The sequence below is a fragment of the Pseudomonas citronellolis genome (assembly GCF_001586155.1).
Taxonomy (GTDB): domain Bacteria; phylum Pseudomonadota; class Gammaproteobacteria; order Pseudomonadales; family Pseudomonadaceae; genus Pseudomonas; species Pseudomonas citronellolis.
This window is the reverse complement of the sequence record NZ_CP014158.1, coordinates 1,024,150-1,037,166: the sequence shown is the minus strand read 5'-3', so window position 1 is coordinate 1,037,166 and position 13,017 is coordinate 1,024,150. Positions and strand designations below refer to the sequence as shown.

The following is a 13,017-nucleotide window of genomic DNA, read 5'->3' as shown; positions in this document are numbered from 1 at the left end:
AAACGGCGGATAACGCCGTAGGCGTTATGCGCCCTACGCCAGGCCCGACCGGGACGTAGGGCGAATAACCGTTCGCGGTTATCCGCCGATACACCGGGGCCACAGCCAACGCCCAGGCCAGCCCCGGAGCCGCCGGGAACCAAGGCCAAGCGGCGGATAACGCCGTAGGCGTTATGCGCCCTACGCCAGGCCCGACCTTGACGTAGGGCGAATAACCGTTCGCGGTTATCCGCCGATACACCGGGGCCACAGCCAACGCCAAGGCCAACCCCGGAGCCGCCGGGAACCAAGGTCAAGCGGCGGATAACGCCGTAGGCGTTATGCGCCCTACGCCAGGCCCGACCGGGACGTAGGGCGAATAACCGTTCGCGGTTATCCGCCGATACACCGGGGCCACAGCCAATGCCAAGACCAGCCCCGGAGCCGCCGGGCCAAAGCCGAGCCATGGAGATGGGTATCGCTTCGCTCAACCCATCCTACGATGACGTCTCTCCTGCGGGCGCAAAGCCGGCCGTCAGAGCGGCTCCGGCAACCGCTCGCACAGCCGCGCCAGCGCCAGCGCCCAGGCCTGCTGGTCGTTCAGGCAGGGAATCAGCACCAGCTCCTCGCCGCCGGCGGCGATGAACTGCTCGCGGCCGCGCTGGCCGATTTCCTCCAGGGTCTCGATGCAGTCGGCGACGAAGGCCGGGCACATCACCAGCAGGCGCTTCACGCCCTGCTTCGCCAGGACTTCCAGTTGCGCGTCGGTGTAGGGGCCGATCCACTTGGCACGGCCCAGGCGCGACTGGAACGACACCGACCAGCGGCCCTTCTCCAGGGCGGCGTTCTCGGCGAACAGCTCCGCGGTGCGCAGGCACTGGCTGCGGTAGCACAGCGCCAGGACCTCCGGGCGCACGTGGCGGCTGTCGGCGGCGTCGAGGTCATGCTTGCGGTCGCCCACCAGCTTGCGGATGTGCCGCTCGGGCAGGCCGTGGAAGCTCAGCAGCAGGTGGTCGTAGGGTTGCTCCAGGTAGGGCTGCACGCTGGTCAGCAGGGCCTGCTGGTATTCCGGCTCGGCGTAGAACGGCGGCAGCACCAGCAGGTGCATGCCGTGCAGGCCGAGCTGGCGGATCAGCCGGCGGGCCTCCTCGATGACGGTGGTGGTGGTGCTGTCGGCGAACTGCGGGTACAGCGGCGCCAGGGTCACCTGGCGCACACCCTGCTCGTAGAGGTCCAGCAGGGCGTTCTCGATGGACGGCTGGCCGTAGCGCATGGCCAGCGCCACCGGGCCGTGCGGCCAGTACTTGCGCATGACCTGCTGCAGGCGGCGGCTGATCACCACCAGCGGCGAGCCCTGGTCCCACCAGATGGAGGCATAGGCGTGCGCCGACTCCTCCGGGCGCTTGCGCAGGATCAGCGACACCAGCAGGCGCCGCGCCGGCCAGGGCAGGTCGACGACGTACGGGTCCATGAGGAACTGGTCCAGGTAACGGCGCACATCGGCCACCTCCGTCGAGGCCGGCGAGCCCAGGTTGACCAGCAGCAGGGCGTTGAGGGTCATGCAGCATCCTTAGTGACGGTGGGCGGCCGCCGGGCGATGCGCGAGGACATCGGCGAGGGCGGCCGGCAGATCGTTGTAGCGGAACACGAAGCCGGCTTCCAGCAGGCGCCGGGGCTCCACGCGCTGGCCGCCGAGCAACAGCAGCGACAGCTCGCCGAGCAGGGTGCGCAGGGCGAAGGCCGGCACGCCCAGCAGGGTCGGGCGGTGCAGCGCCTGGCCCAGGGCCCGGGTGAAGTCGCGGTTGCGCACCGGCTGCGGCGCGCACGCATTATACGGACCGCTGGCGTCGCTTAGCTGCAAGAGAAAATCGATCAGGCCGATCATGTCCTCGATGTGCACCCAGGACATCCATTGCCGGCCGTTGCCCAACTGGCCGCCCAGGCCGAAGCGGAAGGCCGGCAGCAGGCGCGCGAGGAAGCCGCCCTCCGGCGCCAGCACCAGCCCGGTGCGCAGGCGCACCACGCGGATGCCCAAACCCTCTGCCTGCATGGCGATCTGCTCCCAGGCCAGGCACAGCTCGCTGGCGAAATCCTCGCCGGCCGCCGCGCTGCCTTCGTCCAGCGGACGCTCGCCGGCGTCGCCGTACCAGCCGACCGCCGAGCCGCTGATCAGCACCGAGGGCCGCTGGCTGCGGCCTTCCAGCCACTCCACCAGGCGCTCGGTGAGGCGTACCCGGCTGTCCCACAGCAGCGCCTTGCGCCGCGACGTCCATGGCCGCTCGGCGATGGGCTCGCCGGCCAGGTTGACCACCGCGTCGACCTGTTCCTCGCCCACCGCCTCGAAGCTGGAAACGCCCCGCACCTCGCGCCCGCAAAGCTCGGCGACGCGCTCCGGACGGCGGCTCAGCACCGTCAGCCGATGGCCGGCGGCGCTCCAGTGGCGGCACAGGCGGCGGCCGATCAGGCCGGTACCGCCGGTAATGAAGATGTGCATCTGAACCTCCTTGCGCTGAACTCCCACACCTACCATCAGTCTGGACGAGGGAACGACGCTTGCATTACTGCACCCGTCCGAGTGTGGCGAACGTCTACGCTGTAAATGCCGGAACCGATACGCGACGCCCCCGAAGGAATGGCCGCGAAGCGTGGACGAAATTCCGCTCGACCGTTCGAACGGCGACCGAACAACTATACAAATAAAACAGATTGTACAAGGTTGTTCGACTCGTTAACCTGAACACAACAACCTACGAGGCATGTCATGAGCGCCCCCATTGCCATCATTGGCACCGGAATCGCCGGACTTTCAGCCGCCCACGCCCTGCTCGACGCGGGACAGGAAGTCCAGCTCTTCGACAAGGGCCACGGCAGCGGCGGCCGCATGGCGAGCAAGCGCAGCGATGCTGGCGCGCTCGACCTCGGCGCCCAGTACTTCACCGCCCGCGACCGCCGCTTCCTCGACGCCGTGCAACACTGGCGCGACGCCGGCTGGGTCGCCGAGTGGGACCCGGCCCTGTACCAGTACCGCGACGGCATGCTCAGCCCGTCGCCGGACGAGCAGCCGCGCTGGGTCGGCACCCCGCGCATGAGCGCCATCACCCGCGCGCTGCTGCAGGGGCTGCAGGTCACCTTCTCCTGCCGCATCACCGAAGTCTTCCGCGGCCAACAGCACTGGCACCTGCAGGACTCCGAAGGCTGCAATCACGGCCCGTTCAGCCACGTCCTGGTCGCCACCCCGGCGCCGCAGGCCGCGGCGCTGCTGGCCGGCGCGCCCAAGCTGGCAGCAGCGGCGGCGAGCATCGCCATGGAGCCGACCTGGGCCGTGGCCCTGGGCTTCGCCGAGCCCCTGCAGACGCCGGTGCAGGGCTGCTTCGTCCAGGAAGGCCCGCTGACCTGGATGGCCAGCAACCGCTGCAAGCCCGGCCGCGACGAACACATGGACACCTGGGTGCTGCACGCCAGCAGCAGCTGGAGCCGGCAGAACATCGACAAGCCCAAGGAAACCGTCATCGAGCACCTGCTGGGCACCTTCGCCGAGATGATCGGCTGCGCGGTGCCCGAACCGGTGTTCGCCCTGGCCCACCGCTGGCTCTATGCCCGGCCGCTGGAAGCGCACCAGCTGGGCGCGCTGGCCGATGCCGACCTGGGCATCTACGCCTGCGGCGACTGGTGCCTCTCCGGCCGCGTCGAAGGCGCCTGGCTGAGTGGCCTGGAAGCCGCCCGCCGCCTGCTGCAACACCTCTGAGCCCGACGGCGCCCGCCTGGGCGCCGTACCCTGTACAAATGATTTGCGGCTGTACAACGTTCGGCCTATGCTGAAAAATAGTTGTACACGCAAAGTCTACTTGTACAGGGTCAGACCATGCCCACCTCCCCTTCCCGGCCCAAGCTCGGCATCAGCGCCTGCCTGCTCGGCGCGAACGTCCGCTACAACGGCGGGCACAAGGCTTCGCGCCTGTGCCTGGAGGACCTCGCCCGGCACTTCGACTTCGTCCCACTGTGCCCGGAAGTCGCCATCGGCCTCGGCGTGCCGCGCCCGACCCTGCGCCTGGTCGGCGAGGCCACGCAGCCACGCGCGGTGGCCAGTGCGGTAGATAGCCGCGATGCGACCCTGGACCACAGTGCGGCATTGCGTCGCTATGGCGCGGAGCAGGCCGACCAGTTGAGCGAGCTGGGTGGCTTCATCTTCATGCAGAAGTCCCCCTCCTGCGGACTGCACCGCGTCAAGCTCTACGCGGAAGATGGCCAGCCACCCATGGCCGGCGCCCGCGGCCTGTTCGCCGAGGCCTTCTGCGCCGCCCGCCCCGAGCTGCCGGTGGAAGAGGAAGGCCGCCTGCACGATCCCCGCCTGCGCGAGAACTTCGTCACCCGCGTCTACGCCCACCTCGACTGGCTCGCCCTGTGCCGCGCGGGGCTGACGCACAAGGCGATCCTCGACTTCCACTCGCGCCACAAGTACCAGTTGCTCGCCCACGACCCGCGCCAGTACGCCGAACTGGGCCGGCTGCTGGCGGACATCGGCCGCTACCCGGCGAGGCAGTTCGGCCCGCTTTACTACCGGGCCTTCAGCCAGGCGCTGGGCCACTGCGCCAGCCGCGGCAGCCACAGCAACGTGCTGCAGCACCTGGCCGGCTACCTCAAGCGCGCGCTGGGGGCGGACGACCGCGCCGAGCTGCAACGGCTGATCGAACAGTACCGCCACGGCGAGGTACCGCTGGTGGTGCCCCTGGCGCTGCTCAAGCACCACTTCCGCCGCCACCCGCACCCGTACATCGCCCGCCAGGCGTACCTGCAACCCCACCCCGAGGCCCTGGGTCTACGCAATGCCATCTGAACCGAGCAACACCCTTCCCGACGATTATCGCCAGGCGCTGGCCGCCGGCTGGCTGCCGATCAGCGAAGTGGCCCGGCGCACCGGGGTGAACCCGGTGACGCTGCGCGCCTGGGAGCGCCGCTACGGGCTGGTCGTCCCCCAGCGCACCGCCAAGGGCCACCGCCTGTACTCCGCCGAGCAGTTGGAGCGGATCCGCCGCGTGCTCACCTGGCTGGAGCGCGGCGTGGCGGTCGGCAAGGTGCGCGACCTGCTCGACGAACCGCCGCGGGCGGCAGCCGAGACCCACTCGCCCTGGGACGACCTGCGCCAGCAGGCGCTGGGCGCCATCGCCCGGCTCGACGAGCCACGCCTGGACGAGCTGTTCAACGGCGCGCTGTCGATCTACCCGGCGCAGACACTGTGCGAGCACCTGATGCTGCCATTGCAGCGCGACCTCCAGCTACGCTGGCAGGGCCAGTTCGGCAGCGGCCTGGAGCGCCTGCTCTACCACTCCTGGCTGCGCAGCAAGCTGGGCGGCCGCCTGTATCACTACAACCGCCAGCACCAGGGGCGGCCGCTGCTGCTGGTGAACCAGTCGGAACACCCGCGGGAAACCGGCCACTGGCTGTGCGCCTGGCTGGCCAGTTCCGCCGGGTGCCCGGTGCAGGTGTTCGACGGCCCGCTGTCCTGCGCCGAGATCGCCCTGGTCGAGCAGCGCCTGAACCCGCGCGCCCTGCTCCTCTATTCCGACCAGAGCCTGAGCCCGGCGCAGCTGTCGCGCCTGCTCGCCGGCTGCATCTGCCCCACCCTGCTGGTGGGCGCCAGCGTGGACATCCATGCCCAGGAGCTGGCCGAGCTGCAACGTGAAAGCCACCCGGGCCTGCACCTGGCGCAAGACCCGCTGCAAGCGCGCGCCACCCTGCACGCCCTGGGCCTGCTCAACAGCGGGGGTGGCGAATGAGGCGCCAACTGCTCTGGCTACGCAGCGACCTGCGCGTGCGCGACAACAGCGCCTTGGCCGCCGCCGCGCAGGCCGGCCCGGTCGTCGCCTGCTACCTGCTCAGCCCCGGCCAGTGGCGCGCCCACGACGATTCGCCGAACAAGGTCGACTTCTGGCTGCGCAACCTGCAGGCGCTGCAACGCGACCTGGCGCGGCTGAACATTCCCCTGCTGCTGCGTGAAGCGGACACCTGGAGCCAGGCGCCGGAAGTGTTGCTGCAGCTGTGCCGCAGCCTGGGCATCACCGCGGTGCAGGTGAACGAGGAGTACGGCATCCACGAAAGCCGCCGCGACGAGGCGGTGAAACGGCGCCTGGCCGAGGCCGGCGTGGGCTTCCACAGCCACCTGGACCAGTTGCTGTTCGCCCCCGGCAGCCTGCTTACCCGCGGCGGCGGCTACTTCCAGGTCTTCAGCCAGTTCCGCAAGCTCTGCTACCAGCGCCTGGCCACTGCCCTGCCCGCCTGCCAGCCGGTACCGCCAGCGCAGGCGCCGCTGGAGGTGGACAGCGACCCCGTGCCCCGGGAACTGCCCGGCTTCACGCCCAGCGCAGCCCTGGCGCGGGAGTTCTGGCCCGCCGGGGAAAAGGCCGCCGGCGAACGCCTGGCCGGCTTCGCCGAGGATGGCCTGGCGCACTACCACGAAAGACGCGACCGCCCGGACCTCGACGGCACCAGCCAACTCTCCGCCTACCTGGCCGCCGGCGTGCTCTCGCCGCGCCAGTGCCTGCACGCGGCACTGGCGAACAACCGGGGCGAATTCGAGAGCGGCGGCCCGGGCCCCGTGGCCTGGATCAACGAACTGCTCTGGCGCGAGTTCTACAAGCACATCCTGGTCGGTTTCCCGCAGGTCAGCCGCGGCCGCGCCTTCCGCGCGCCAACCGAGGCGCTGCCCTGGCGCCACGCGCCGGCGGAGCTGGAAGCCTGGCAGCAGGGCCGCACCGGCTTCCCGATCATCGACGCGGCGATGCGCCAGTTGCTGGCCACCGGCTGGATGCACAACCGCCTGCGCATGCTCACGGCCATGTTCCTCAGCAAGAACCTGCTGATCGACTGGCGCGAAGGCGAACGCTGGTTCATGCGCCACCTGGTGGACGGCGACCTGGCGGCGAACAACGGCGGCTGGCAATGGAGCGCCTCCACCGGCACCGACGCCGCGCCCTACTTCCGCCTGTTCAACCCGCTGGCGCAATCGCGCCGCTTCGATCCCCACGGGCGTTTCCTGCGCCAGTGGCTGCCGGAGCTGGCCGGCCTGGACAACGAAAGCCTGCACGAGCCATCGCGCCTGGGCCTGTTCGGCGCGCCCGGCTACCCGGCACCGATGCTCGACCTGGCGGCGAGCCGCGAGCGGGTGCTGGAGGCCTTCCGCAATCTGCCGGGGGCTGCCTAGTCCGCCTACGTTGCAGGCGAACATGGCTTCTCGGGACCTGTAAGCGGGCCCTGCCCGCGATTTCGCGCGCAGGGCGCGCTCCTACATGGAATGGTGTGGGTGGGGCGGCGTAGCGGATCTCATCCGCGAATCGCGCCGGGGTGTGACATGGTCCGGAAGAAGCCCCCCGTAGGATGGGTTGAGCGAAGCGATACCCATCGCCATGACCGTATGGGTTTCGCAAGCTCAACCCATCCTACGAAAAGCCCTTCGGCGTAGTCGGCAAGCGGGCATGAAAAAACCGGCCACCAGGGCCGGTTTTTTCGTACAGCTCGAACTTACAGCGGATGGCTGTAGAACAGGCTGTAGGACTCGATGCCGTCGTTGGGCATCGCGAGCCCGGCATTCGAGTAGTGGATGGCGCGGATGCCCACCGACTGGCCGCCGGCGAACTTCAGGCCGAAGCCCAGGCGGTCTTCGAAGGCGAAGGCGCTGCCCAGGTCATGGTCGCCGACCTCGGAGCCGGTGAAGCCGGCGATGCCGATGCCGGCCTCGATGAAGGGCTTCACGCTGTCGCCGTTGAACTGGTAGACGAACACCGGCGCGACGGACAGCGAATAACGGGCGCCCGCGCTGTCGCCGGCCCCCCAGTAGGTGACGCCGGTGTCCCAGTAGCCGGTCAGGTGGCCGGTACTGCTTTCCCACCAGGTCTTGTCCCAGTCGAAACTCGCGCCCAGGCGCAGGGTCATGTCGCCCTGGCCGGTGGCGCCTGCCGCGGCGGTCAGATTCGCGGCCTGCGCTGCGCCGGCTGCACCCACCATCATGATTGCGGCCAAGGCGGCCTGCGAGAGTAGCTTCTTCATCGAAAGATCCTTATGGATAAGCTGAATGAAAAATCCCCGCGAATAGCTAATGATTATAAGGCGATTTGCCAGATATGGCCTGCGAAATGTCAGCGCATTGTTACGTATGCGCGGAAACTTCCTTGCTCAATCGGCAAAAAAACTGACCGATTCATCAAGACCCCACAGCACCGGCAACACCCTCTCGAACATCTCGACCGCCCCGCTGGTGAAGAAGTGCGTTTTTTTTGCCGGCCCCCGCGCCTCCAGGCCACGGCTGGCCAGCGACGCCTGCAGGTGGCGGGCCACTGCGGCGCCGGTGTCGATCAGCGATACGCCGGGCGGCAGCATCCGCCCCAGCAGCGGGCGCAGGAAGGGGTAATGGGTGCAGCCGAGGATCAGGGTGTCGCAGCCTTCGGCCAGCAGCGGCGCGACGAAGCCCTGGAGCAGCTCGCGGGTCTGCGGCCCGTCCAGGTCGCCGGCCTCGATGCGCTCGACCAGCCCCGGGCAGGGCTGGGTGATCACCCGCACGTCGCTGGCGAAGCGGTCGAGCAGCGCGGCGAAGCGTGCGCTCTTGAGCGTGCCGGTGGTGGCCAGCACGCCGACCACGCCGCTGCGCGTTGCAGCGGCGGCCGGTTTCACCGCCGGCTCCATGGCCAGGATCGGCAGCTGTGGATAACGCTCGCGCAGGTCGGAGGCCGCCGCCGCGGTGGCGGTGTTGCAGGCCAGCACCAGGGCCTTGCAGTCGCGGGCGATGAGGAATTCGGCGATGCGCCGGCAGCGCTCGCGGATGTATTCCGGGGTTTTCTCGCCGTAGGGCACGTGGCCGCAGTCGGCCAGGTACACCAGCGATTCGTCCGGCAGCCGCGCGCGGATCTCGCGCAGCACCGAAAGGCCGCCGACGCCGGAGTCGAAGACCCCTATCGGCCGCTCGTCAGCCATGCGCTGCGCCGCAAACCGAGCACTGCGGGTCGCGCTTGACGCGCAGCTCGCGGAAGCGCGTGCCCAGGGCGTCCACCAGCAGCAGGCGGCCCACCAGCGGCTCGCCGAAGCCGGCCAGCAGCTTCAGCGCCTCCAGCGCCTGCAGGCTGCCGACCAGGCCCACCAGCGGCCCGGCCACGCCGGCTTCGCTGCAGGTCAGCTCGGCTTCGCTGCCGTGGCCGTAGAGGCAGTGGTAGCAGGGGCTGTCGTCGCGGCGCGGGTCGAATACCGAGAGCTGGCCTTCCAGGCGGATGGCCGCGCCGCTGACCAGCGGCTTGCCGGCGGCGACGCAGGCGGCGTTGACCGCCTCGCGGGTGGAGAAGTTGTCGCAGCAGTCCAGCACCAGGTCGACCTGGGCCAGCACCGCGGCCAGGGAATCCTCGTCCAGCGCCTGGCGGTGCGGCACCAGCTTCACCTGCGGGTTGATGGCGGCCAGGCGGGCCATGGCCGAGTCCACCTTGCTGCGCCCGACCTGGGTGCTGTCGTGCAGCACCTGGCGCTGCAGGTTGGTCAGGTCGACGCTGTCGAAGTCGGCCAGGTGCAGCTCGCCGACGCCGGCCGCGGCCAGGTACAGCGCCACCGGCGAGCCCAGCCCGCCGAGGCCGACGATCAGCACGCGGGCCTGTTTCAGGCGCAGCTGGCCGTCGATGTCGATCTGCGGCAGGAGGATCTGCCGGCTGTACCGCAGCAGTTCGTCGTCGTTCAACTCTTGGTCGTTCAACATGGCAGGCGCCCCAGGCTGATGCGTTCGTGGCCGCCCAGGTCGCGGCGGCTTTCCACTTCGCTGAAACCGTTGCCCAGCAGCAGGTCGCGCACCGCCGCGGCCTGGTCGTAGCCGTGCTCCAGCAGCAGCCAGCCGCCCGGTTCGAGGAAGCGCGGGGCCTGGGCGACGATCAGGCGGATGTCGTCGAGGCCGTCGTGGCCGGCCACCAGCGCACTCTTCGGCTCGAAGCGCACGTCGCCCTGCTGCAGGTGCGGGTCGCTGCCGGGGATGTACGGCGGGTTGCCGACGATCAGGGCGAAGCGCTCGCCTTCCAGGGCGGAAAACCAGTGGCTCTGGCGGAAGCCGACGTTGGCCAGGCGCAGGCGCTCGCGGTTGCGTTCGGCCAGGGCCACGGCCTCGGGAATGCGGTCGACGCCGCTGACCTGCCAGCTCAGGCGCTCGCAGGCCAGGGCCAGGGCGATGGCGCCGGTGCCGGTGCCCAGGTCGAGCACCCGCGCCGGGCTGGCCGGCAGCAGTTGCAGGGCGGTTTCCACCAGCAGTTCGGTGTCCGGCCGCGGGATCAGGGTGTGCGGCGCCACTTCCAGGTCCAGGCTCCAGAAGCCCTGGCGGCCGAGGATGTAGGCCACCGGCTCGCCGGCGCGGCGGCGTACCAGCCAGCCTTCGAAGCGCTCACGCACCTCACGGTCGACCACCCGCTCCGGCCAGGTGCGCAGGAAACTGCGCGGCTTGCCCAGGGCGGCGGCCAGCAGCAGCTCGGCGTCCAGGCGCGCGCTGGGCGAATCCGGCAGTTGCGCTTCGGCGAGCAGAGTCATGATGGTGGCCATGGCGCCTCAATCCCCCAGGGCGGCCAGCTGGTCGGCCTGGTATTCCTGCAGCAGCGGTTCGATCACCTGCTCCACTTCGCCCTCCATCACCTCGCCCAGGGAGTACAGGGTAAGGTTGATGCGGTGGTCGGTGACCCGCCCCTGGGGGAAATTGTAGGTGCGGATGCGCTCGGAGCGGTCGCCCGAGCCCACCAGCAGCTTGCGGGTGCTGGCGATGGCCTGCTGCGCCGCGGCCTGCTGCTGGTCGTTGAGCTTGGCCGCGAGCCAGGCCATGGCCTTGGCGCGGTTCTTGTGCTGCGAACGCTCCTCCTGGCACTCGACCACGATGCCCGAGGGGATGTGGGTGATGCGCACGGCCGAGTCGGTCTTGTTCACGTGCTGGCCGCCGGCGCCGGAGGAGCGGTAGGTGTCCACCCGCAGGTCGGCCGGGTTGATCTCGATGGCCGCCTGCTCGTCGGGCTCCGGCAGCACCGCCACGGTGCAGGCGGAGGTGTGGATGCGGCCCTGGGATTCGGTGGCCGGCACGCGCTGCACGCGGTGCGCGCCGGACTCGAACTTGAGCTTGGCGTAGACGTTGTCGCCCTCGACGCGGGCGATCACCTCTTTATAGCCGCCGTGTTCGCCCTCGTTCTCCGAGAGGACTTCGACGCGCCAGCCCTGGCGCTCGGCATAGCGCGAATACATGCGGAACAGGTCGCCGGAGAAGATCGCCGCCTCGTCGCCGCCGGTGCCGGCGCGGATTTCCAGGAACACGTTGCGCCCGTCGTTCGGGTCCTTGGGCAGCAGCATGCGCTGCAGGGCGTCTTCCAGCTCGGCCAGGCGCGCCTTGGCGCTGGCGACTTCTTCCTCGGCCATTTCACGCAGGTCCGGGTCGCTGTCCTTGAGCAGCGCCTGGGCGCCCTCCAGGTCGGTCTGGGTCTTGCGGAAGTCGCGGAACGCCAGGATCACCGGCTCGACTTCGGCGAACTCGCGGGAATAGGCGCGGAACTTGGTCTGGTCGCTGATCACCTCGGCGTCGCCGAGCAGAGCGGTGAGCTCCTCGTAGCGGTCGCTGAGGGTGTCCAGCTTGGTCAACAGGGAGGCTTTCATCGCTTCTCAGGGCCCTCGTCGAGGGCGAACAGTTCCTGGGCCAGGGCCAGCGCATCGATGCGGCCCTCGGCGGAGAGTTTCTTCATCTGTACGCTGGGCGCGTGCAGCAGCTTGTTGGTCAGGCCGCGGGCCAGCTGGGCGAGGATGTCCGCCGGGTCGCCGCCGTTGGCCAGCAGGCGCTGGGCCTTCTGCAGTTCCTCGTCGCGCAGGCGTTCGGCCTGCTGGCGGTAGGCGCGCAGCACGTCCACCGCGGCCAGCTCGCGCAGGCGCTGCATGAATTCGTGGACGCCGTCGCCGACCAGCTCCTCGGCGGCCTGGGCGGCGCCCTGGCGGCTCTTGAGGTTCTCCGCCACCACTTCGTGGAGGTCGTCGACGCTATAGAGGTAGACGTCGTCCAGCTCGCCGACTTCCGGCTCGATGTCGCGCGGCACGGCGATGTCGACCATGAACATCGGCTTGTGCCGGCGCTGCTTGAGCGCCCGCTCCACCGCGCCCTTGCCGAGGATCGGCAACTGGCTGGCGGTGGAACTGATGACGATGTCGCTGTGCGCCAGGTGCTCGGGCATGTCCGCCAGCAGGATCGCCTCGGCGCCCAGCTCCTGGGCCAGCAGGCTGGCGCGCTCGAGGGTGCGGTTGGCCACCACGATGCGCTTCACGCCCTGCTCGTGCAGGTGGCGGGCGACCAGGGTGATGGTCTCGCCGGCGCCGATCAGCAGCGCCTGGCTGCGGTGCAGGTCGCTGAAGATCTGCCGCGCCAGGCTGACCGCGGCGAAGGCCACCGACACCGGGTTCTCGCCGATGGCGGTGTCGGTGCGCACGGTCTTGGCGGTGCTGAAGGTGGCCTGGAACAGGCGGCCGAGCATCGGGCCTATGGTGCCGGCCTCGCGGGCCACGGCGTAGGCGGACTTCATCTGGCCGAGGATCTGCGGCTCGCCGAGCACCATGGAGTCCAGGCCGGCGGCCACGCGCATCATGTGGCGCACCGCGTCCTCGTCCTGGTGCACGTAGGCGCAGTTGCGCAGCTCGTCCAGGCTCAGGCGGTGGTAGTCGGCGAGCCAGGCCAGCACGTCCTCGGCTCCCGGATGCTCGATCTCCAGGTACAGCTCGCTGCGATTGCAGGTGGAGAGGATCGCCGCCTCGCGGCTGGCGGTCAGCCGGCAGAGCAGCTGCAGGGCCTCGACCATCTGCCCGGGAGTGAACGCCACGCGCTCGCGGACGGCCACGGAAGCTGTCTTGTGGTTGATGCCAAGGGCGATGAAGGCCATGCGGGATCGCTGAGGTAATTCGGGAAGCCCGCAATTGTCCTACGTCGACCGGTGGAGGACAACCACCGCAATACAAGCAGCCGATCTGTGCGTCTATGCTGGGTTTGGCGGCCCCCACCCCATGGGCTTGCCGAAT

Annotated in this window: 12 protein-coding genes; 4 read left to right on the top strand and 8 right to left on the bottom strand. The window is 69.5% G+C overall.

The genetic code is table 11. The features are described 5' to 3' along the window. Positions 1-514: 514 nt before the first annotated feature. Both hemH and PcP3B5_RS04790 read right to left on the bottom strand, forming a co-directional pair. Complete coding sequence (gene hemH / locus PcP3B5_RS04795; RefSeq protein WP_009617462.1) at positions 515-1,540, bottom strand: ferrochelatase; 1,026 nt, start codon at positions 1,538-1,540, stop codon at positions 515-517. A gap of 9 nt (positions 1,541-1,549) precedes the next feature. Further along, positions 1,550-2,473 (bottom strand): TIGR01777 family oxidoreductase, encoded by a 924-nt coding sequence (locus PcP3B5_RS04790; RefSeq protein ID WP_061560679.1) that lies wholly within the window; start codon positions 2,471-2,473, stop codon positions 1,550-1,552. A gap of 267 nt (positions 2,474-2,740) precedes the next feature. Between PcP3B5_RS04790 and PcP3B5_RS04785 the strand changes: the two genes are divergently transcribed. The 4 genes from PcP3B5_RS04785 (at position 2,741) to phrB (ending at position 7,177) form a co-directional block, all read left to right on the top strand. Then, a complete protein-coding gene (locus tag PcP3B5_RS04785; RefSeq protein ID WP_061560678.1) occupies positions 2,741-3,724 on the top strand; it encodes an NAD(P)/FAD-dependent oxidoreductase in 984 nt (327 codons plus the stop codon). A gap of 117 nt (positions 3,725-3,841) precedes the next feature. Beyond that, entirely contained in the window at positions 3,842-4,813 is a 972-nt protein-coding gene (locus tag PcP3B5_RS04780; RefSeq protein WP_061560677.1) for a YbgA family protein, read from the top strand. Then, positions 4,803-5,753, top strand: a complete 951-nt coding sequence (locus PcP3B5_RS04775; RefSeq protein WP_061560676.1) for a MerR family transcriptional regulator — start codon at positions 4,803-4,805, stop codon at positions 5,751-5,753. Before PcP3B5_RS04780 ends, PcP3B5_RS04775 begins: the two co-directional genes overlap by 11 nt. Continuing rightward, positions 5,750-7,177 (top strand): deoxyribodipyrimidine photo-lyase, encoded by a 1,428-nt coding sequence (gene phrB, locus PcP3B5_RS04770; RefSeq protein WP_061560675.1) that lies wholly within the window; start codon positions 5,750-5,752, stop codon positions 7,175-7,177. The genes PcP3B5_RS04775 and phrB overlap by 4 nt, the downstream gene beginning before the upstream one ends. Positions 7,178-7,494: 317 nt before the next feature. On the opposite strand, the gene PcP3B5_RS04765 is transcribed toward phrB, so the two are convergent. From PcP3B5_RS04765 to hemA, 6 genes are all read right to left on the bottom strand, one after another. Continuing rightward, complete coding sequence (locus tag PcP3B5_RS04765) at positions 7,495-8,019, bottom strand: acyloxyacyl hydrolase (protein WP_061560674.1); 525 nt, start codon at positions 8,017-8,019, stop codon at positions 7,495-7,497. 126 nt (positions 8,020-8,145) lie between these two features. Continuing rightward, complete coding sequence (gene murI / locus PcP3B5_RS04760) at positions 8,146-8,940, bottom strand: glutamate racemase (protein ID WP_043313672.1); 795 nt, start codon at positions 8,938-8,940, stop codon at positions 8,146-8,148. Then, positions 8,933-9,703, bottom strand: coding sequence for a molybdopterin-synthase adenylyltransferase MoeB (locus tag PcP3B5_RS04755; protein WP_061560673.1), 771 nt, complete (start codon positions 9,701-9,703; stop codon positions 8,933-8,935). The genes murI and PcP3B5_RS04755 overlap by 8 nt, the downstream gene beginning before the upstream one ends. Further along, positions 9,697-10,527: a peptide chain release factor N(5)-glutamine methyltransferase gene (prmC, locus tag PcP3B5_RS04750; protein ID WP_061560672.1), complete on the bottom strand. Its 831-nt coding sequence runs from the start codon at positions 10,525-10,527 to the stop codon at positions 9,697-9,699. The genes PcP3B5_RS04755 and prmC overlap by 7 nt, the downstream gene beginning before the upstream one ends. A gap of 6 nt (positions 10,528-10,533) precedes the next feature. Next, complete coding sequence (gene prfA, locus PcP3B5_RS04745; protein WP_061560671.1) at positions 10,534-11,616, bottom strand: peptide chain release factor 1; 1,083 nt, start codon at positions 11,614-11,616, stop codon at positions 10,534-10,536. Continuing rightward, positions 11,613-12,881: a glutamyl-tRNA reductase gene (gene hemA / locus PcP3B5_RS04740; RefSeq protein ID WP_061560670.1), complete on the bottom strand. Its 1,269-nt coding sequence runs from the start codon at positions 12,879-12,881 to the stop codon at positions 11,613-11,615. The genes prfA and hemA overlap by 4 nt, the downstream gene beginning before the upstream one ends. Positions 12,882-13,017 lie beyond the last annotated feature (136 nt).

Bases quoted from the DNA above. Each gene is read 5' to 3' on its own strand.
- hemH (WP_009617462.1), bottom strand. From the start codon at position 1,540: ATGACCCTCAACGCCCTGCTGCTGGTCAACCTGGGCTCGCCGGCCTCG.
- PcP3B5_RS04790 (WP_061560679.1), bottom strand. From the start codon at position 2,473: ATGCACATCTTCATTACCGGCGGTACCGGCCTGATCGGCCGCCGCCTG.
- PcP3B5_RS04785 (WP_061560678.1), top strand. From the start codon at position 2,741: ATGAGCGCCCCCATTGCCATCATTGGCACCGGAATCGCCGGACTTTCA.
- PcP3B5_RS04780 (WP_061560677.1), top strand. From the start codon at position 3,842: ATGCCCACCTCCCCTTCCCGGCCCAAGCTCGGCATCAGCGCCTGCCTG.
- PcP3B5_RS04775 (WP_061560676.1), top strand. From the start codon at position 4,803: ATGCCATCTGAACCGAGCAACACCCTTCCCGACGATTATCGCCAGGCG.
- phrB (WP_061560675.1), top strand. From the start codon at position 5,750: ATGAGGCGCCAACTGCTCTGGCTACGCAGCGACCTGCGCGTGCGCGAC.
- PcP3B5_RS04765 (WP_061560674.1), bottom strand. From the start codon at position 8,019: ATGAAGAAGCTACTCTCGCAGGCCGCCTTGGCCGCAATCATGATGGTG.
- murI (WP_043313672.1), bottom strand. From the start codon at position 8,940: ATGGCTGACGAGCGGCCGATAGGGGTCTTCGACTCCGGCGTCGGCGGC.
- PcP3B5_RS04755 (WP_061560673.1), bottom strand. From the start codon at position 9,703: ATGTTGAACGACCAAGAGTTGAACGACGACGAACTGCTGCGGTACAGC.
- prmC (WP_061560672.1), bottom strand. From the start codon at position 10,527: ATGGCCACCATCATGACTCTGCTCGCCGAAGCGCAACTGCCGGATTCG.
- prfA (WP_061560671.1), bottom strand. From the start codon at position 11,616: ATGAAAGCCTCCCTGTTGACCAAGCTGGACACCCTCAGCGACCGCTAC.
- hemA (WP_061560670.1), bottom strand. From the start codon at position 12,881: ATGGCCTTCATCGCCCTTGGCATCAACCACAAGACAGCTTCCGTGGCC.